This window comes from Sphingobium algorifonticola, assembly GCF_004005485.1.
Taxonomy (GTDB): Bacteria; Pseudomonadota; Alphaproteobacteria; order Sphingomonadales; family Sphingomonadaceae; genus Sphingobium; species Sphingobium algorifonticola.
Genome location: NZ_RZUL01000001.1, coordinates 354373 through 374202 on the forward strand (window position 1 = coordinate 354373; position 19830 = coordinate 374202).

Consider the following 19830-nt stretch of genomic DNA (forward strand, 5'->3'; position numbering starts at 1 on the left):
GACAATTCCCTCTCCTCGATGCAGGCCTCTCTGAGCCTTGGCCCGAGTCATCGCAGTCCGAAGGGAAGCTGTCAACTTCTTACATGCAAGATTTACAGTTTTGTATGCAAAGAACGAAAATAGATACAATCGATGCCATCCGCTTCCGGCGTACAGCGGTCTTCAGCGACGCGCGAAACGGGGCAGAGGATGCCGTTGAACGATGGGGGCGGGCGGCCATCAAAGACGATCGATCCGCCCCGATTACATCAATATATTCAGTGCGTTGCTACAGCCGTGCGAGAGACGCCACCCTGCCGGACGGTCACTTCAGCGTCAACAGATAGGTGGCGATTGCTGCCGCCACGGCGGGGTCCTTCTGCCCGGCATAGGCCATCTTGGTGCCGGGCACCACTTTCTGCGGCGCTGCGATGAAGGCGGTCAATGTGGCTTTGGTCCACACCACCTTGGATGCCTTCATCGCGGGGGAATAGGCATAGCTGGTCGCGCCTGCCTTGCGCCCGCCGACCGACCACAGGTTCGGCCCCATCACCGATGGCTCCCCTTTGCCGACCTTGTGGCAGATCGCGCATTGCGCGAAGCCGGCGGGTTTTGCGGCCGCGGTCTGCGCCAGCGCCCCCGATGGCAGTGCCAGAAGTGACAGCGCACCGATGGCGGCGGCTTGGCACAGACGACGGGACTCGGTGGAAATCCTGCTCATGACGTGGGCGACCCCGCCTGGCCTTCGCTGCCGAAATTGGTGGCGAGATAATCGACGATCTTCGCATAATCCTCATCGGAAACCTGCGCGCCATAGCCGATCATCTGGTCCACGGTCTGCGCCCACTGGTCGGATGTCTTGCGCTGCGCCGTCACCTGCGAGGCAACGTGACAGCCGGTGCACGTCTTTTCGACGATGCCGCGCGCCGGGCCTTCGGGCATGGCTGCGGACGCATCCGCCTGCGCCGGTGCATGCATCGCCAGCGCCGCCAGCAGCGCCGCACCGCCAGCCGCGACAGCGGACTTCCTCATCATGGTCATGGTCATCACTCTCCAGCTACTGTACAGCCAATTGTAGCGCCGCGCCCTGTATTGGGCATGAATAATATTGGGCATGAATATCTGTGCGTTTTCGCGCCTATATCAGCGGCCGCCAATATTCGAAGCGGATATTGCAGGCATTCATCTCACGGATTGAGAGAAAATCAAGTCGTCACGATTACGGCTGCCACCGCGATGCTGTGTGCAACTGTCGATCAACGCCGCAATCCTGTCCAAAAAAGCAAGGCAACCGCCGATAACCGGCGATCCGACGCTCTCACATAGCGACATAGGGTGACACCGGTGCACCGTCTGGCTGCGGATGAGGCTGGCATTGGCGCGCTGTCTGGTCAAGACTGCGGGCGCAGGCTTCGCCGCATAGGCTCGGCGCGCGACAGGCAGGGGACAAGATCGTGAGGGGATTGATCAGGAAGCAGAGCGTGGCACCCATTGCCGCTTCCCCCGTGCTTTGCCCGCCGTGGCGGCACGTGCGAAGGTGGGTGCGCGGCGCCCTGTTCGCGCTGACCGGCGGCACGTTGGCGGTATCGATGCCATTTGCCTCCGCAACGGCGCAGGACGGTACGCCGACGTTCCAGATTTTCCAGTTTCCCGCCGACGGCATGCCCCGGATCGACGGCGACGCCGCCGACTGGGCGATGGTCCCGCAAAGCTATGCCGTCACCACCGCGCACATGACAGAAAATGACGGCAAGCATGCCGGGCCGAACCCCGCGACACTCGACATCAGCGTCAAGGTCGGCTGGGTCAAGGGCCTCAACCGGCTCTATTTCCTGTATGAAGCCTATGACGATTACTGGGATTTCGCCTTGCCCGGCCTGCACAACGACACGTTCGAGGTGGTGGTTGACGGCGATGCCTCGGGCGGCCCGCTCATCGACAACGGGCACAAGGATGTCTGGACGCCTGATGTCGTCGGTGCGGCGCGCGCGGTCCGCGATCCGCGCATCAGCGTGGCGGAAGCGCATTGGGCCAATCACGGGGTGCATGCGCAGAATTATCATGTGTTCACGCCCGCCCGCGACAAGGACTGGACGATGGCCTGGGGGTCGCCGACCTGGATCAAGGCCTTTCCTTATGCCAATGCCAAAGTGGAATATGATTTTCAGCCCGGCCAGGCAGGGCGGCTGACCTTGGAGTTCTGGATCACCCCCTATGACTATGCGGGCGCGGAAGGGCCGGAGCGCGCCGTCGAATCGGTCCTGCGCGAGAACAAGCTGATTGGCCTTGGCTGGGTGGTGATCGATTATGACGACGTGAAGAAGTCCGAAAACAACGGCTTCTGGACCTTGTCGAAGCAGCGCCGGATGTTCGGCAATGCGTCCGATCTGCCGCTGTTCCGGCTGATGCCGATGGAGGCGGGATCGCGCCGGTCGCCCGATGCGCAATGGTCCTTCACCGTCGTCGACATGGATCGCAGGCTGGTGGCGTTCCGGGATGAAAGCGCGGGCGACATCCGCAGCTGGAAATGGGATTTCGGCGACGGGTCGTTCTCGACCGAGCAGCATCCCCAGCACAGCTACGCCAAGCCGGGCAATTATGTCGTCATCCTCGACGTGACGGGGGCTGACGGCACGGCGCGCCGTTCGAAAGTCTGGGACGTGCAGCTTCGCTGATCGTCCTGCCGATCGGCGACCGCGCCGATCCGCGCTGAAAGCGTCGGTGGCCTATATGCCGCCGATCGTCACCGTCGCGCCGCCGTCCACGACGATCGACTGGCCCGTGACATAGCGTCCCGCGGGCGCGGCCAGAAAGACGGCCGCGCCGGCAATGTCCTCCGGCTCGCCGATCCGCTTGAGCGGCGTACCGCGCAGCGCCTCGGTCAGGTTCGCCTCGTCCTCCCACAGGGCGCGGGCGAAATCGGTGCGGACCAGCCCCGGCGCGATGCAGTTCACCCGCACATTGGCATGGCCCAGTTCCGCCGCATAATTGCGCGCAAGCTGAAAGTCCGCTGCCTTCGAGACATTATATGCGCCGATCACGGGCGATGCGCGATAGCCGCCGATCGACGAGACGATGATGATCGCGCCATCCCGCCGCGCGACCATGCCGGGCGACACCGCCTGGATCAGCCAGTGATTGGCGAGCACATTGTTGCGCAATATCTTTTCGAACTGCGCGTCGCTGATCCCCGCCATCGGCCCATAATAAGGGTTCGCGGCCGCGTTGCAGACGAGAATGTCGATGCCGCCGAACGCCGCTTCGGCTTGCTCGACCAGCCGCGCCAGGTCCGCCTTGGCCGATATGCTGGCGGCGATCGCGATGGCGCGGCCACCCGCCTCGGCATTGATCGCATCGGCGACGGCGTCACACGCGTCCTGATTGCGAGAGGATATCACGACATTCGCGCCCTGCGCGGCATAGGCCTGCGCTATCGCCTTGCCGATCCCGCGCGAGGAACCGGTGATGATCGCGGTCTTCCCCGCCAGCGAGAAAAGCGAGCCGCGCGAAAAGATATCGGTCATCAGGCGTCGATGGCGGCGCGGATGCGATCCCGTACCGCTTTGATGCGCCCTGCCGCTTCGGTGAAGGTCGCGACATCGGCGCGATTGCCATTGGCGCGGGCGTCCTTGGCCGAATCCTCATAGCCTTCCAGATCGGTTTCCAGCGCATCGACCAGGATTTCGGCTTCGTCCTCGGTAAAGGTCAGGGTGACGGATTTCATGCGAACTTCTCCTTTCGGACGCATCTATGGGCCTCGCTCCCGGAGTGCAACCGTCGTCGGGCAAGGCGAACGGATCAGCCGATGTTCAGCGCGGGCCGTCCGTGCTCGACCGTGATCGTCGCCGCCGTCGATACCGGCGCGCCCTTCTCGCTCACCATCGGCACCACGCGGCAGCGGCTCTGCCATGTCGCGGCGGTCACGTCGCACAACAGATAGCCGCGCCGGTCGCCGGTATATTTGAGGAACGGGTTGCGCGCGATGATCCGGTCGGTGTTGGCGCGCTTGTCCGCGCCGTCCCCGCCCGAGGATATCGACGTGCTGACGAACTCGACGGCCACGGCGTCGCCCGTGCCCTGCCGCTGGCGCAGCTCGCCTGCGAAGTTCTGATGCTCGTCGCCCGTCAGTACGACGACATTATTGAGGCCCTTCACGCGCGCCAGCAGCCGCTCGCGCGGCGCGTCATAGGCGCCCCAGCTGTCCATGTTGCGGATCACCTCCGGCTCGTCGCCGGTGCGCCGGTCGAGCGGCATCACCATGATCTGCTGCGCGATCGCGTTCCAGCGCGCGGCCTTCTGCTTCAGGTTGCGGTCCAGCCAGGCTTCCTGCGCCTCGCCGATCACCTGCGCCTTGGGGTCGGACACGCCAGCACAGACGGTCTTGAAGCCGTCGTCGCACGGCTGGTCGGTGCGGAACTGGCGCGTATCGAGCAGATGCAGGTCAAGCAGATTGCCATAGAGCGCGCGGCGATAAAGCTGCATGCCGCCCGCTGCGGGAAAGGACGACTGGCGCAGCGGCATATGCTCATAATAGGCCTGGAACGCCGCGGCACGGCGCAGCGCGAAGATTTCGGCCGGATTATTGTCCCGGTCGATCAGGCCGACCCAGTTGTTCTCGACCTCATGATCGTCGGGCGTCAGGAACCAGGCGGCGGCGGCATGCGCGGCCTGCAAGTCGGGGTCCAGCTTGATCTGCGTATAGCGACGCCGGTAATCCTCGATGCTGTAGAGCAACTGCCCTTCATGCGCGCGGACGAACGGCCGGGGCAGGCCGTCATAGCCGAACGGCACCGGCGCACTGCGCCCTTCATAGATATAGTCGCCATAATGATAGACGAACGCCGGGTCGTCATGGGCCAGGTGACGATAGGCAGTGTACCAGCCGTCCTCGTAATTCTGGCATCCCGCGACCGCAAAACGCAGCGCATCGACCGACGCGCCCGGCGCAGGCAACGTCATCGCCTTGCCGCGCATCGACCGCTCCCGGCCGATCGAGAAGCGATACCAATAGGGCCGCGCGGGTTGCAGCCCCGCCACTTCGACATGCACGCTGTGCGCCAGCTCCGGCCGCGCCTTCGCCGTGCCCTTGGCGACGATCGTGCGCATGGCCTTGTCGCTCGCCACTTCCCAATCAACGTCGACCGGGGCCATCGGCATGCCGCCATGCGCGTCCTGCGGATCGGGGCACAGCCGCGTCCAGATGACGAACCCGTCCGCTGCGGGATCGCCCGCCGCCACGCCCAGCCGAAAGGGATAGGCCACGAAAAGCTGCTGCGCGCGCAGGATGGCGGGCGCGGTCATCAGCGCGGACCCTGCGGCGATGCTGCCGATCAAGGTGCGGCGGGAAATAGCGTTGGTCATGCGGACAAGGTTCCGTCGTCGAGAATGGGCTTCGTCTGCCTACCGATGCTTTGCGACACTATGGCGAAACGATCGACACGCTGTCGAGACACTATATCCTTCAGGGCTTGACGCGATGGCGCAAAGTGGCAAACCGATGCCATCGGGCGCGCTGCGACGCCCTTTTTTGTATTTCCCGGAGTTGTCCCTTCATGTCGCTCGCCTCCTCGCCGTTCAAGGCCGCCGTGCTCGCCCTCTGCCTTGGCACCGCCCCGCTGGCGCTTGCCCAGCCGCCCGCCCCGATGCCTGCCCCCGGCGGCGGCCCCGCAGACACGGTCACCACGCAGTTGCCGCGCAACGTCATCCCCACCCATTATGCCATCACCGTCACGCCCGACGCGCCGAAGCTGACGTTCACCGGCCAGGTGACGATCGAGATCATGGTGACGAAGGCGACCGACAGCATCACGCTGAACGCCGCCGACCTGACCTTCGGCAAGGTGTCGATCGCCCGCGGCAAGATGGCGGCCACGGAAGGCACCGCCACGGTCGATGCAGCGGCGCAGACCGCGACGCTCCGTTTTCCGCAGGCGTTGACGCCGGGCCGCTACAGCCTGTTCATCGATTATGCCGGGGTCATCAACACCCAGGCGAACGGCCTGTTCGCACTCGACTACAAGGACAATGCGGGCCAGGACAAGCGCGCCCTTTTCACCCAGTTCGAGGCACCCGACGCCCGCCGCTTCGTGCCGAGCTGGGACGAGCCGAGCTACAAGGCGACGTTCGACCTCAGCGCCGTCATTCCCTCAGACCAGCTTGCCGTCGGCAACATGCCGGTCAAGAGCAAGACCGCGACGGCGACCGGGAAGACGCTGGTGACATTCGGCACTACGCCCAAGATGTCCTCCTATCTCCTCTTCTTCGGTCTGGGCGAGCTGGACCGCGCGACGAAAATGTCGGGGGCGACGGAAATCGGGGTGGTGACGGGCAAGGGCAACACCGGCAAGGCGCAACTCGCGCTCGACGGGGCCGTTGAAATCCTGCCTTGGTTCAACGACTATTTCGGCACCCCCTACCCGCTGCCGAAGCTCGACAATGTCGCCGGGCCGGGCCAGAGTCAGTTCTTTTCCGCCATGGAAAACTGGGGCGCGATCTTCACCTTCGAACGCGCGCTGCTGGTCGATCCCAAGTTCACGTCCGAAGCGACGACACGCCGCATCTACGAAACCGTGGCGCATGAAATGGCGCACCAGTGGTTCGGCGATCTCGTCACCATGGCCTGGTGGGACGACCTGTGGCTGAACGAAGGCTTCGCAAGCTGGATGGCGACCAAGGTGACCGACAAGCTGAAACCCCAGTGGGAAATGCTGCTGACGCGCGTGGGCGGCAAGGAAGCGGCGATGGCGCTGGATGCGTTCGCCACCACCCATCCCGTCGTTCAGAAAATCACGACGGTCGATGAAGTGAACCAGGCGTTCGATGCGATTGCCTATCAGAAGGGCGAAGCCGTCATCACCATGCTGGAATCCTACGCGGGTGAGGACGTGTGGCGCACCGGCATCCGCGCCTATATGCAGAAGCATGCCTATGGAAACACGCTGACCGACGATCTGTGGCGCGCGGTCGAAGGCGCGGGCGCGCAGGGACTGGTGACGATCGCGCATGATTTCACGTCGCAGCCCGGCATTCCGCTCGTCACCGTCGAGAGCGCGCAGTGCAAGGGCGGCATGACGACGCTCAGCCTGAAACAGGGCGAGTTCAGCCGCGACGCGAAGGGCAAGACGCCGCTGCGCTGGCATGTGCCGGTGATGGCGCAGACGATCGGCGGAGCAGCGCAGCGGATGATCCTGAACGGCAGCGGCACGATGACGTTGCCCGGTTGCGGCGGCTATGTCGTCAACACGGGCCAGGCAGGCTATTACCGCACGCTCTATCCGGCGGACAATCTGTCCGCGCTGACAGGCAGTTTCACGAAACTGCCCGCCATCGACCAGCTTGGCCTGCTCGCGGACAACTGGGCGCTCGGCATCGCGGGCTATCAGCCGATCGCCCGGCCGCTGGACATGATCGCCGCCGTGCCTGCCGATGCCAGCCCTGCGGTGCTCGCGGCGCTCCCCGGCTATCTGCAAGGGGCCTATTTCATGTTCGAGGGCAAGCCCGACATGGAAGCGAAGGTGTCGGCCTATGCCTCGGCGAAGCTCACGCCCGTGCTCGCCGCCATCGGCTATGACGCAAAGCCCGGCGAAGGGCCGCAGGTGCCGCTGCTCCGCCAGACTCTTGTCGATACGCTGGGCGCCATGGGCGACCGGACGGTCGTTGCCGAAGCGGGCAGGCGCTTCGCCGCGCTGGCGAACGATCCCGCCGCGCTCGACGGTCCGCTCAAGAATGTGTGGCTCGGCATCGTCGCGACCAATGCCGATCAGGCGACGTGGGACAGGCTGCGCGCCATGGCCAATGCCGCACCGACGGCCCTCGAAAAGAGCCAGCTTTTCGCGCTGCTCGGCGAAGCCAAGGACCCGAAGCTGGCGCAGCAGGCGCTCGACCTCGCGCTGACTGACGAGCCGGGCAAGACGACGAGCGCGGCGATCATCGCATCGGTGGGCTATACGCACAGCATGCTCGCCGTCGACTTCGTGCTCGCCCATCGCGCGCAATATGAAGCGATGATCGACGTGTCGGCGCGGTCGCAGGCACTGGCGCGGCTGGGCGGCAGTTCGGCGGACCTGGCGATGGTGACCAAGCTTGACGCCTATGCCACGCAATATCTGACGCCGGAATCGCGCAAGGTCGTCGATCGCGCCATCGCCGCGATCAAGGCCCGCGCCGAAACCCGCGCCCGCATCGCCCCCGACATCGCCACCTGGCTCGCGAAGAAATGAGGTAAACGTCTTTGGCGATTGTCCCCTTCGAACATGGATATTTTGTTCCCCGGCGCAAGCTGGGGAACAGGAAATGCCGACGCGCAGTGGATAATCGCGGGGTACGATCACCCCCGCGCCGAAACAGCGCGACTTTCCGGCACAAGCCTGCTAGGGGCCAAGCCATCGCGCGCCAGCATTGACCGAGCATGCCGCGGTGGGAGAGCGTCAACCGCTCGCCCCCTCTGACCTGCCGAAGGAATTACCGCATGAGCCGCGCCATCAACCTGTCTGCCGCGCCCGCCGCCGTCACCACCCTCTGTGCCAAGCACGCCATCCGCATTTCGAGCATCGAGCCGCTGGAATCCGGCGGCACCCGAGTCGTGCTGCTCAGCATGGATGGCGCCGACAGCCTGCGCAAGCGCATGAAGGATCAGGTGCTGACGGGTCCGGTGACGCGTTCGGGCCTCTACATGGCGCGCCGCCCGCTGCCGTTCGACCGGCACTAGGCCCGTTTGGCCGCGCCGTCCGCCGATTAAAGGCGACAGGCGGCGACAATGCTGCTAGGGCCACGTCCATCGCGTGACACCGAACGCAAGCGTTCACGCGGCCGAGAGACCCGATGCGCTCCCGCTTGCCAGCCGGAGTAGAGCGTCTCTTCCAAAGACCTCTTGCCAGTTTTCCGCCCCGTCAGGCGCGTCCAGCCCGGCTCTTCGCCGGACGGACGCCACGACAGGCGACAGTTTCGACGTATTGGCCGGAGCCGGACAATGCGCTGTCATATTCGACTATCCGGCCCATTATCGACATGCGCCCGGCTGCGGCCGCCGCATGACAGACGACCTTAAAGGAACGACCTATGCCTATCGGCACCGTAAAATTCTTCAACGCAGACAAGGGCTATGGCTTCATCGCCCCGGAAGAAGGCGGCAATGACGCCTTCGTTCACATCACTGCGGTTGAAGCAGCGGGCATGCACACCCTGACGCAGAACCAGCGCGTCACCTACGATCTGGAACCGGATCGTCGTGGCAAGCCTGCGGCGGTAAACCTGCAAGCGGCCTGACGGCACGGATGCGCGCGGCGGATCGGGGGCGGCGACGCCCTCTCCGCCGCCGTATAGTCTCGCCGCCATACAATCTGCCGCCGTACATCTGGCGCTGCGTGCCGACCGGTCCGCCTTCTCTCGCCTCCGGGAACCTTGCCATGTCGCATTCCGATTTTTGCCGCGCCCAGGCCGCCAAGGCTCAGGCCGATGCCGACGCCACTTCGCTGGACAATGTCCGTGACCGATGCCTGCGTTCCATGATCGCGTGGACCGAAATGGCCGACCGCGCCGAACGCGTTGCGGTCGAGCGCGCCACACGCGAAGCCGCGTCCGCCACCACCCGCCTCCTATAGGGGCGCTGTCCCGCTTTCGCGACTGCCCGACGGGCACATGCGATGGAAAGACGCGACTCGCTTCGTCGCATCTGCTACCTTCCAGAAACAATAGGATGGCATCGGCGAGTCCTTCGCGACCGTCGGCGCGGATGTCTGGAGAGGAGTGACGGCATGATGGATGTAAACGACCTTCTGCACCGCCAGCAAATCTCGCTGCTGCGCGCGGCGCGCGCCGAAAGCGCCGCCACCCGTGCCGTGCTGGAAGATCAGGCCCGCGCCTATCGCGCGCGCGTGAATGCCTATCGCGACAGCAACCGCGCCGCATCCGTGCATTGATCCACAGCCGGTACGCGTGATGTCGGCTACATATGCTGCGAACCTGTGCCTTGTGTTCCCCTGCGAAAGCAGGGGTCCAGGGTCGCCTGGGACGGTATTTTGAGACTCTGGCCCCCTGCTTCCGCAGGGGAACAGCATCTATTTGCTTGAAGAGGATAATCCCCCATGTGCTTTCGTAAAAGCGCCATTCATCTGCGCCATGCGACTGTGCACGGATGATCCTGCCCACTGCCCTGCGCCGCAAATACGCTGCCACCCTCCTCCTTGTCGCCGCCCTGTCCGCCTGCGCGACGCCGCAAAACCGCGTCGAGGCCGGGCTGGTCGATGCGGGCATTTCTCCCCGGATGGCGGCCTGCATGGCGGACCGGATGGTCGATCGGCTCAGCCTGGTGCAGTTGCGCCGCCTCCAGTCGCTGTCGAAGGTCGGAAAGACTGATTTTCGTACCATTTCGGTCGATCAATTTCTGTTCCGCGTCCGCGCGCTTCAGGACCCCGAGATCCTGACCGTCACCAGCAAGGCCGCGCTGGTCTGCGCCATCGAGGGCTGACGGCAAATCGACTTTGCAATTTTGCAAAATCGATTTGCGAAGTCACACTGGCGTTGCCGCGCCGCCTGTGCTTTAGGGGCTGCCATTCCCTTCCCATTCTGCACGAAAGAGGCGGCGTCCATGAACATTCATGAATATCAGGCCAAGGAACTGCTGGCGAAATATGGCGCACCGATTGCGGCTGGATATGCCGCGTTGACGGTGGAGGAAGCGGTTGAGGCTGCCGCCAAGCTGCCCGGACCGCTCTATGTGGTGAAGGCGCAGATTCACGCGGGCGGTCGCGGCAAAGGCAAGTTCAAGGAGCTTGGACCGGATGCCAAGGGCGGCGTCCGTCTCGCCTTCAACCTCGATGAAGTGAAGGCCCACGCCACCGACATGCTCGGCAACACGCTGGTGACGATCCAGACGGGTGACGCCGGCAAGCAGGTCAACCGCCTCTACATCACCGACGGCGCGGACATCGCGAAGGAATATTATCTCGCCTTGCTGGTCGATCGCACCAGCAGCGAAGTCGCGTTCGTCGTGTCGACCGAAGGCGGCATGGATATCGAGGAAGTGGCCCATTCGACACCCGAAAAGATTCACACCTTCTCGGTCGATCCCGCCACCGGTTTCATGCCGCATCATGGCCGCACCGTGGCCGCTGCGCTCGGCCTGACCGGGGATCTCGCGAAGCAGGCCGCAAAAGTCGCGCAGTCGCTCTACGACGCCTTCCTCGCGACCGACGCGGCGCAGATCGAAATCAATCCGCTGGCGCAGACCGAACAGGGCAATCTGCTCGTGCTCGACGCGAAGGTCGGCTTCGACGGCAACGCCCTTTTCCGTCACAAGGACTTGATGGAGTTGCGCGACGAGACGGAGGAAGACCCCGCCGAACTCGAAGCCAGCAAATATGACCTCGCCTATATCAAGCTGGATGGCGACATCGGCTGCATGGTGAACGGCGCGGGCCTTGCCATGGCGACGATGGACATCATCAAGCTGAACGGCATGTTCCCTGCCAACTTCCTGGACGTCGGCGGGGGCGCCAGCAAGGAAAAGGTGACGGCCGCGTTCAAGATCATCCTGTCCGATCCGGCGGTGAAGGGCATTCTGGTCAACATCTTCGGGGGTATCATGCGCTGCGACATCATCGCGGACGGTATTGTCGCGGCGGCCAAGGAAGTGAACCTTTCGGTGCCGCTCGTCGTCCGTCTCGAAGGCACGAACGTGCAGCAGGGCAAGGACATATTGGCCGGATCGGGTCTGCCGATCGTGTCGGCCGACGATCTGGGCGATGCCGCGCGCAAGATCGTCGCGCAGGTGAAGCAGGCGGCGTGATTCGGGCGCGGCGACCGGGCGACGCTACGGCACCGCCCGGCCCCTGCGATACCCTTGCTTTGGGCAGGCGAAAAGCCCATCTGATGCCGATAACTCCCCGGGAAGAGGCATGACTGGAGGCTCGTGAAATGAAGATATTGGTGCCCGTGAAGCGGGTGATTGACTATAACGTAAAGCCGCGCGTGAAGGCGGACGGCACCGGCGTGGACCTCGCCAACGTCAAGATGTCGATGAACCCGTTCGACGAGATCGCGGTGGAAGAAGCCATTCGCCTGCGCGAAAAGGGCGCCGCGACCGAAATCGTCGCGATTTCGATCGGCGTCGCCAAGGCGCAGGAAACGCTCCGCACCGCGCTCGCCATGGGGGCCGATCGCGCGATCCTGATCCAGACCGATGACGAAGTGGAGCCGCTCGGCGTCGCCAAGCTGCTCGCCAAGGTCGTGGAGGAAGAACAGCCTGGCCTCATCATCCTGGGCAAGCAGGCGATCGACGACGACAGCAATCAGACCGGCCAGATGCTCGCTGCACTGCTCGGCCGTCCGCAGGGCACCTTCGCGTCGAAGGTCGAAGTCGAAGGCGACAGCGTGTCGGTCACGCGCGAAGTCGACGGCGGTCTCGAAACCGTGAAGCTCTCGCTTCCCGCGATCATCACCACCGACCTGCGCCTGAACGAACCGCGCTACGCCTCGCTGCCCAACATCATGAAGGCGAAGAGCAAGCCGCTCGCGCAGAAAACCCCCGCCGATTACGGCGTGGACATCGCGCCGCGCCTCGAAACATTGAAGGTCGTCGAACCGCCCAAGCGGTCGGCGGGGATCAAGGTCGCCGATGTGGATGAACTGGTGGCGAAGCTCAAGGCAATGGGAGTGGCAGCATGAAGACGCTCGTCTGGGTCGAACATGAGAACGGCCATCTGAAGGATGCGACGCTCGCCGTCGTCACCGCCGCATCGAAGCTGGGCGAAGTCCATCTGATCGTCGCGGGCGAAGGCGTCGGCGCGGTCGCCGATGCCGCCGCGCGGATCGCGGGCGTGCAGAAGGTCCACGTCGCGGATGACGCCGCCTATGCGCATGCGCTCGCTGAAAATGTCGCGCCGCTGATCGTGGACCTGATGGGCCATCACGATGCGTTCCTCGCGCCCGCGACCAGCCATGGCAAGAATATCGCGCCGCGCGTCGCCGCTCTGCTGGACGTCATGCAGATCAGCGACATCCTGTCGGTCGAAAGCGAGGACACGTTCACGCGGCCCACTTATGCGGGGAACGCCATCGCCACCGTGAAGTCGAAGGACGCGAAGAAAGTCATCACCGTGCGCGGCACGGCGTTCGAAAAGGCAGCGACGGAAGGCGGCAGCGGCACGATCGAAGCCGTCGCGGCGACCGGCGACGCTGGCACGTCCAGCTTCGTTGGCGCGGAGATCGTCAAGCTCGAACGGCCGGAACTGACATCGGCGAAAATCATCGTGTCGGGCGGTCGCGCGCTGAAGGACGGCCCGACCTTCGAAGCGACCATCTATCCGCTGGCCGATAAGCTCGGCGCGGCGGTCGGCGCATCGCGCGCGGCGGTGGACGCAGGCTATGTGCCCAACGACTATCAGGTCGGCCAGACCGGCAAGATCGTTGCGCCGGAAGTCTATGTCGCAGTCGGCATTTCCGGCGCGATCCAGCATCTGGCCGGCATGAAGGACTCAAAGACCATCGTCGCGATCAACAAGGACGAGGACGCCCCGATCTTCCAGGTCGCGGACATCGGCCTTGTGGGCGACCTCTTCAAGATCGTGCCCGAACTGACGGAAAAGCTCTGATCCGCTAAAGTCCTCCCCTGTAAGGGGAGGGGGACCGCCCGCAGGGTGGTGGAGGGGTGTCCCCCTATCGTGATGGTGACACCCCTCCGTCAGTGCTACGCACTGCCACCTCCCCTGTCAGCGGAGGAATCAGGAAGCTGTCGCCGCTCCACTTACATCCAGCATCTTGCCGTCGGTGATGATGACTCGGTCGCCCAGTTTCGCCTGCGCGAACAGCAGCTTCGCGAAGGGCGTCGGCACGCCGATGCAGCCATGCGTCGCATTGCCCCATTTCACATCGCTGCCGTGGATGGCGACGCCGTCATTGGTCAGCCGCAGCATATAGGGCATTGGCGCGTCATACAGGTTGGACACATGGTCTGCATCCTTCTGCGTGATCGGGAAGGTGCCGACCGGGGACGCCTTGTCCGTCGCGCCATAAACGATCACCGCCGCGCCGATTTCATATCCGGCGCGAAACACCGACAGCGTCTGCGCTTTCAGGTCCACCGTGATGATGAGCGGCCCGGCGGGCACGCCCTTGTCGTCCCACACATAGTCGCCATGTTCGAACGGCCCGTCGATCTTGAGCACGCGTTTGACTGTCATCGGATCGTCGGCCATCGGATCGTCGGCCGGTGTCGGCACTGCGGCCTTGGCTGCGGATGCCGGTGCTTTCGTCACCGCGACGACGATCGGCTTGCCCTGATTGACGGCAGGCGGCGCGGCAGGCGGCTCGGCGCGGGGCCGTGCCCCGCCCGGCATGTTGGTCGCGGCGATGGCCGTGCCGACGAGGGCCAGGAAAAGACCGAAACGCACCCAGCTTTGCGGGCGCAGCTGCCTGATTTTGTTAACGATATTCATGGGCCGGGGGACTCCTGACGGCCTGCATATCGGCACCGGCGGGAAAAGCCAGACCCTGATTTTGCCTGTGCCGCTCCGGGACGATCGGCCCCTCGCCCGTTAACGGAACATCGAACCACGGCATTTCCTGCAATTGCGATTGACTCGCAATTCCGGCGATGGCATGCGTTTGCGACTGATTTGCATTAAAGGGTTCCCGTGGTCCATCGTCCTATCGCCGCCGCGCTGCTTGGCGCATCCAGCCTGCTGGCCGCCGCATCCTGGTCACCCGCTTTCGCCGAAGACGCCGCCCCCGCCGACAGCGCGGACAGCGCCGACGATCGCGGCATCATCGTCACCGGCCAGCGTCTGCCGGATATCGAGGGCGGGCAAGTGGCGCGCGGCGCGACACTGGGGGCCTTTGGCGATCGCGACCTGTTCGACACGCCGGTCAGCACCAAATCCTTCACCGAAGCCTATATCGCCGATCAGATCGCGCTCACATCCAACGACATCGTCGCGCGCGACGCCTCCTTCTCCATCACCAACGCAACGACGCTGAACGGGGCGGGCGCAGGGCGGCTGCGCGGCTTTCGGATGGAACCGTTCGAATCGAGCTATGACGGCTTCGCCACCGTCGCCACGCGCCGCTACCCGATCGAAATGCTCGAGCGCGTCGACATATTGAAAGGGCCGACGGCCGTGTTCACCGGCATCGTCGGCGGCGTGGGCGGCACGATCAACTATGTGTCGAAAAAGCCGCTGGATACGCCGCTCACGCGCGTCACCGGCCTGTTCGCCTCGCAGGGGACATTCGGCGGCCTGCTGGATATCAGCCGCCGGTTCGGGCCGGACAGCCAGTTCGGGGTGCGCGCCAATCTCTCGCTGCGCGACGGCGAAAGCGCGATCGACGATATCGAGGAAAAGAGCAATGTCGCCCATCTCGCGCTCAACTGGCGCAAGGGACCGGTCAGTCTCGACCTCCAATATGGCAATTTCTATTCGCTGACGCGCGGCGGCGCGGGCGGGTACAGCTTCGCGCCCGGCGTGCCGATCGGCCCCGCGCCGCAGGGCGACCGGGTCAGCGGGCCTGATTGGGACCGCCGCATGCAGCATGACCAGTTCGTGCGCGCGATGGTCAACGTCCGCCTCGCCGAGGGATGGAGCGCCTTTGCCGTCGGCGGTCTGCTGCGCAGCCAGGAACGCTATGTCGGCTTCTTCAACAGCGTGATCGACGCCGCGGGCAATGCCGAGGGCGGTGCCTTCGCGCAGGAAGGCGAAGTGGAATGGGGCGACGGCTACAACATCGACGTTGGCCTGCGCGGGCGTTTCCGCACCGGCCCCGTCGGCCATGCCATCACGCTGTCCTACGGCGTGATCCGCTCCAAGCCGCAATATTCCGATCTGTCAACCGATCCGGCCTATGCCGTCCCGCGCTTCAACATCTACGACGATGCCAGCCAGAACCTGCCCGCCCCTGCTTTGTCCGGCACGGGCACCTTCTTCCCGCTCAGCGACAGTGAGACGCAAGGCGTCGTCATCGCCGATGAACTGGCGCTGTTCGACGATCGCCTGCTGGTGACGGTCGGCGCGCGCTATACGAAGATCGCGATCGACAGCTTCAATTACGCCGCGCCAACCACGCCGGCCGAAGTACGATCCTATCGTTCCGACGACTGGTCGCCTGCTTTTGCCGCGCTGTTCAAGCTGACACCCAATGTCTCGGTCTACGCCAATTATCTCAAAGCCGTGGAAGCAGGCTCCACCGCACCGATCGAGGCGAGCAACAACGGGCAGATCATCCCGCCGGGCGTGTCCCGCCAGTATGAAGGGGGGGTCAAGGCCAATTTCGGCAGTTTCGGCGCAACGGCGGCGGTGTTCGACATCGAGCGTCCGTCCGCCTATATCGATCGCGATCCCGCCTCGCCGACGTTCGGGCGCTATGACGTGTTCGGGCGGCAATGGCATCGCGGTGTGGAGCTGGACCTGTTCGGCACACCCCTGCCGGGCGTGCGCATATTGGCGAGCTACGCCTATCTCGATGCCGAACTGCTGGAAAATGCCGATCCTGCAGTGAACGGCAACCGGCCGGTGTCGGTGCCCAAGCATGTGCTGGTCCTGGGCGGCGACGCCGACGTGCCCGGCCTTCCCGGCGCGGCGCTGCTTGCCAACATGCGTTACAGCAGTGGGCAGGTCTATGACACGTCCAACGTCCGCACGATCCCCGGCTTCACGATCTTCGATGTCGGCGCGCGTTATCGTTTTGCGGCGGGCGGAAGGCCGCTGACGGCGCGCATCAACGTCAGCAACGTCTTCGACAAAAGCTATTATCAGTCGACCGATTTCACGGCGCAGCCCGGTGCCCCGCGCACCATTCGCCTGACGCTGTCGACCGAGTTATAGCGGCGACCCCGTGTCGATCCGCAACGCCCTGCTGCTGTGGCACCGCTGGTTCGGCCTGATCGCCGCGCTCTGGCTGTTGCTGCTGGCGATCACGGGCTCGCTGATCGTGTTCTACGACGAGATCGACCGCAGCCTCAATCCTGACCTGCGCAGCGTCGCAATCCGGGCGGGCACCGCCCCGCTGGACGACATCCGGGCTTCGGTCGAGGCGTATCAGCCGGGCAGCGCCCTCGACTATCTCATGCTGCCGCAGCATCCGGGCGACAGCATCCTCGCCTTCGTCGGCCCGCGCCTCGCGCCGGGCGCAAAGGCCCCGGACGATTTCGTCTATCGGCAGATTTATGTCGATCCGCATGACGGCCGGATATTAGGTACACGCATTTTCGGCGAGGCCGGGCTGGACCGCCGCCGCCTCGCGCAATTTCTCTATCAGCTGCATATGGATCTGAGCCTCGGTCCGGTGGCCACCTGGCTGCTCGGCCTGCTGGCGCTGTTGTGGACGCTCGACCATATCGTCTCGGCATTGCTGAGCTTCCCCAGTCCGCGGCGCTGGCGCGAGAGCTTCCGCATCCGCCGTGGCGTCAGCGGCTACAAACGGCATTTCGATCTGCATCGCGCCATCGGCCTGTGGCTGTTCCCGATCACCCTGATGCTGGCGATCAGCGGCCTGTCGCTCACCTGGCCGGAGACATTTGACTCCGCCGTGCGGGTCTTTTCGCCGACCAGCGGCTTTCCGACCGACGATCTCAAACCCCTGGCGCGGCCCGATCATGCCCCCGCGCTGTCGCTCGATCGTGCTGTCGCGCTGGCGGAGCGGAAGGCGGGCGGCCAGAATGTCCAGGCAATATCGCTTCACCCTGATCTCGGCGTGTACTGGCTGCGGCTGTTCGATTCGCGCGATCTGGACGACAGCGGCCGTCGCTGGATCGTGGTGCGCTACGGCGACGGCGCGATCCTGTCCGACCGGCATATGGCGCAGGGCAGCGCAGGCGACGTCTTCAGTGCGTGGATGTTTCCGCTGCACAGCGGCAAGGCGTTTGGCTGGACCGGCCGGATCGCGATTGCGTTATCCGGTCTCGCGCTCAGCCTCGTCATCATTACCGGCGTCACCATCTGGGCACGCAAGCGCCGGGCGAGGGCACAGGTCGCGGGGCGGACGACGGGCCGCTGGCGCATGCTGCGCGCCTGATCATCCGGGCACGCGACGCGCCTATTCCACCGTCACCGACTTCGCCAGATTGCGCGGCTGATCGACATCGGTGCCCTTCAGCACCGCGACATGATAAGCGAGCAACTGCACCGGCACCGCATAGACGAGCGGCGCGATCAGCGGATGCACCTTGGGCATCTCGATCGTCGCCATGCAATTCTCGCCTGCCTGCGCGATGCCGTCCGCGTCGGAAATCAGCACCACCTTACCCCCGCGCGCCTGCACTTCGGCCATGTTGCTCACGGTCTTGTCGAACAGCGGCCCGGACGGCGCAATGACGATCACCGGGACCAGCTCGTCGATCAGCGCGATCGGCCCATGCTTCATTTCGCCCGCCGCATAGCCTTCGGCATGGATATAGCTGATTTCCTTCAGCTTCAGCGCCCCTTCCAGCGCCATCGGATAATCCGGCCCGCGCCCCAGATACAGCACGTCCCGTGCGGGCGCGATCAGATGCGCCATGGCCTCGATTTCGCGATCATGGCCCAGCGCCTGGTTCATGGCGGCCGGCGCTTCGGACAGGTGCCAGACGATCTCGGCTTCCTCCTCCGGGCTCAGGTGCCCTGCCGCCCGCGCCAGATTGGCCGCCAGCGCCGCGAGTACCGCAAGCTGGCAGGTAAACGCCTTGGTCGATGCCACGCCGATTTCCGGCCCGGCATGGGTGGGCAGCAGCAGGTCGGCCTCCCGCGCCATGGAGCTGGTCGGCACGTTCACCACCACGGCGATGATCTGCCCCGCCGCCTTCGCATGGCGCAGCGCGGCCAGCGTATCGGCCGTCTCGCCCGACTGGCTGATGAACAGCGCGAGGCCACCCTTTTCCAGCACCGGATCGCGATAGCGGAACTCGCTCGCCACATCGATGTCCACGGGCACCCGTGCGAACTTCTCGAACCAGTATTTCGCGACCAGCCCGGCGTAGAAACTGGTGCCGCAGGCGACGATGGTGATGCGCTTCACCTGTCCCAGGTCGAAATCCATGTCGGGCAGCGCCACCTGATTTTCCATGCGCCGCAGATAGGATCGTAGCGTCTGCGCCACGACCACCGGCTGCTCGAAGATTTCCTTCTGCATGAAATGGCGATGATTGCCCTTGTCGATCAGCGCGCCGGACACGCCGGAAAGGGTTACGGCGCGCGCGACGGGCTGGTTGTCCTTGTCAAAAATCTCCGCGCCCTCGCGGGTGATGACGACCCAGTCGCCTTCCTCCAGATAGGCGATTTTCTGCGTCAGCGGTGCCAGCGCCAGCGCGTCGGACCCCAGATAGGTCTCGCCGTCCCCATAGCCGACCACCAGCGGCGATCCCAGCCGCGCGCCGATCAGAAGGTCGGGATGGCTGCGGAACAGGATCGCCAGGGCAAACGCGCCATGCAGTTGCGGCAGCACCTGCGCCACTGCGTCTTTCGGGGACAGGCCCTGTTCGATCTTCTCGCTCACCAGATGCGCGACGACTTCGGTGTCGGTCTCGCTGTCGAAATGCCGTCCGCGCGCGACCAGCGCATCACGCAGCGGCTTGAAGTTCTCGATGATGCCGTTGTGGACCAGTGCGACTTCGCTGGTAGCGTGGGGATGGGCGTTGCTCGTCGTCGGCGCGCCATGCGTCGCCCAGCGGGTATGGGCGATGCCGGTCACGCCGGGCAGCGGCTCGTCCCGCAACTCGCGCACCAGATTGACCAGCTTCCCCTCGGCCCGCCGCCGCTCGATCGCGCCATCATGAACGGTGGCGACGCCCGCGCTGTCATAGCCGCGATATTCCAGCCGCTTCAGCCCGTCGACCAGCCGCTCGGCAACGTCTCCCGCTCCGACGATACCAATAATGCCACACATGCC

General features: G+C 64.6%; 19 protein-coding genes. 12 read left to right on the forward strand and 7 right to left on the reverse strand.

Features of this window, described 5'->3' with window-relative positions; genetic code table 11:
- Positions 1-304: 304 nt before the first annotated feature.
- Together ENE74_RS01795 and ENE74_RS01800 are read right to left on the reverse strand one after the other, a co-directional pair.
- Positions 305-700 (reverse strand): c-type cytochrome, encoded by a 396-nt coding sequence (locus tag ENE74_RS01795; protein WP_127688926.1) that lies wholly within the window; start codon positions 698-700, stop codon positions 305-307.
- On the reverse strand, positions 697-1020 hold the full coding sequence (locus ENE74_RS01800; RefSeq protein ID WP_164847351.1) for a c-type cytochrome: 324 nt from the start codon (positions 1018-1020) through the stop codon (positions 697-699). Before ENE74_RS01800 ends, ENE74_RS01795 begins: the two co-directional genes overlap by 4 nt.
- Positions 1021-1460: 440 nt before the next feature.
- On the opposite strand from ENE74_RS01800, the gene ENE74_RS01805 reads away from it, so the two are divergent.
- Positions 1461-2654, forward strand: coding sequence for a PKD domain-containing protein (locus tag ENE74_RS01805; protein ID WP_206517616.1), 1194 nt, complete (start codon positions 1461-1463; stop codon positions 2652-2654).
- A 51-nt stretch (positions 2655-2705) separates the two neighbouring features.
- Here ENE74_RS01805 and ENE74_RS01810 read toward each other — a convergent pair whose 3' ends face one another.
- The 3 genes from ENE74_RS01810 to ENE74_RS01820 all read right to left on the reverse strand — a co-directional run bounded on the left by ENE74_RS01810 (position 2706) and on the right by ENE74_RS01820 (position 5340).
- Positions 2706-3503, reverse strand: a complete 798-nt coding sequence (locus tag ENE74_RS01810) for an SDR family NAD(P)-dependent oxidoreductase (protein ID WP_127688928.1) — start codon at positions 3501-3503, stop codon at positions 2706-2708.
- Entirely contained in the window at positions 3503-3703 is a 201-nt protein-coding gene (locus tag ENE74_RS01815; protein WP_127688929.1) for a hypothetical protein, read from the reverse strand. The genes ENE74_RS01810 and ENE74_RS01815 overlap by 1 nt, the downstream gene beginning before the upstream one ends.
- A gap of 74 nt (positions 3704-3777) precedes the next feature.
- A complete protein-coding gene (locus ENE74_RS01820; RefSeq protein WP_127688930.1) occupies positions 3778-5340 on the reverse strand; it encodes an alkaline phosphatase D family protein in 1563 nt (520 codons plus the stop codon).
- A 191-nt stretch (positions 5341-5531) separates the two neighbouring features.
- Here ENE74_RS01820 and ENE74_RS01825 point away from each other — a divergent pair, with 191 nt between their 5' ends.
- From ENE74_RS01825 to ENE74_RS01860, 9 genes are all read left to right on the forward strand, one after another.
- On the forward strand, positions 5532-8198 hold the full coding sequence (locus tag ENE74_RS01825) for a M1 family metallopeptidase (RefSeq protein WP_127688931.1): 2667 nt from the start codon (positions 5532-5534) through the stop codon (positions 8196-8198).
- A gap of 248 nt (positions 8199-8446) precedes the next feature.
- A complete protein-coding gene (locus ENE74_RS01830; RefSeq protein WP_127688932.1) occupies positions 8447-8686 on the forward strand; it encodes a hypothetical protein in 240 nt (79 codons plus the stop codon).
- A gap of 350 nt (positions 8687-9036) precedes the next feature.
- Positions 9037-9243: a cold-shock protein gene (locus ENE74_RS01835; protein ID WP_127688933.1), complete on the forward strand. Its 207-nt coding sequence runs from the start codon at positions 9037-9039 to the stop codon at positions 9241-9243.
- A gap of 140 nt (positions 9244-9383) precedes the next feature.
- Positions 9384-9578 carry a hypothetical protein gene (locus ENE74_RS01840; protein ID WP_127688934.1) on the forward strand — a complete coding sequence of 65 codons (195 nt, stop codon included), beginning with the start codon at positions 9384-9386 and terminating at the stop codon, positions 9576-9578.
- A gap of 153 nt (positions 9579-9731) precedes the next feature.
- Entirely contained in the window at positions 9732-9896 is a 165-nt protein-coding gene (locus tag ENE74_RS18115; protein ID WP_164847328.1) for a hypothetical protein, read from the forward strand.
- A gap of 215 nt (positions 9897-10111) precedes the next feature.
- Positions 10112-10444, forward strand: coding sequence for a hypothetical protein (locus tag ENE74_RS01845; protein WP_127688935.1), 333 nt, complete (start codon positions 10112-10114; stop codon positions 10442-10444).
- Between the two features lie 120 nt (positions 10445-10564).
- The gene (gene sucC, locus ENE74_RS01850; protein ID WP_127688936.1) at positions 10565-11764 is read left to right on the forward strand and encodes an ADP-forming succinate--CoA ligase subunit beta; all 1200 of its coding nucleotides are present in this window, start codon (positions 10565-10567) and stop codon (positions 11762-11764) included.
- A gap of 128 nt (positions 11765-11892) precedes the next feature.
- The gene (locus ENE74_RS01855) at positions 11893-12642 is read left to right on the forward strand and encodes an electron transfer flavoprotein subunit beta/FixA family protein (protein ID WP_127688937.1); all 750 of its coding nucleotides are present in this window, start codon (positions 11893-11895) and stop codon (positions 12640-12642) included.
- The gene (locus ENE74_RS01860) at positions 12639-13568 is read left to right on the forward strand and encodes an electron transfer flavoprotein subunit alpha/FixB family protein (RefSeq protein ID WP_127688938.1); all 930 of its coding nucleotides are present in this window, start codon (positions 12639-12641) and stop codon (positions 13566-13568) included. Before ENE74_RS01855 ends, ENE74_RS01860 begins: the two co-directional genes overlap by 4 nt.
- 129 nt (positions 13569-13697) lie before the next feature.
- Here ENE74_RS01860 and ENE74_RS01865 read toward each other — a convergent pair whose 3' ends face one another.
- A complete protein-coding gene (locus ENE74_RS01865) occupies positions 13698-14411 on the reverse strand; it encodes a L,D-transpeptidase family protein (RefSeq protein ID WP_241241776.1) in 714 nt (237 codons plus the stop codon).
- 198 nt (positions 14412-14609) lie between these two features.
- Here ENE74_RS01865 and ENE74_RS01870 point away from each other — a divergent pair, with 198 nt between their 5' ends.
- Together ENE74_RS01870 and ENE74_RS01875 are read left to right on the forward strand one after the other, a co-directional pair.
- Positions 14610-16793 (forward strand): TonB-dependent receptor, encoded by a 2184-nt coding sequence (locus tag ENE74_RS01870; protein ID WP_127688939.1) that lies wholly within the window; start codon positions 14610-14612, stop codon positions 16791-16793.
- 10 nt (positions 16794-16803) lie between these two features.
- A complete protein-coding gene (locus ENE74_RS01875) occupies positions 16804-17982 on the forward strand; it encodes a PepSY-associated TM helix domain-containing protein (RefSeq protein WP_127688940.1) in 1179 nt (392 codons plus the stop codon).
- Between the two features lie 21 nt (positions 17983-18003).
- On the opposite strand, the gene glmS is transcribed toward ENE74_RS01875, so the two are convergent.
- Positions 18004-19827, reverse strand: a complete 1824-nt coding sequence (gene glmS, locus ENE74_RS01880; RefSeq protein WP_127688941.1) for a glutamine--fructose-6-phosphate transaminase (isomerizing) — start codon at positions 19825-19827, stop codon at positions 18004-18006.
- Positions 19828-19830: the final 3 nt, after the last annotated feature.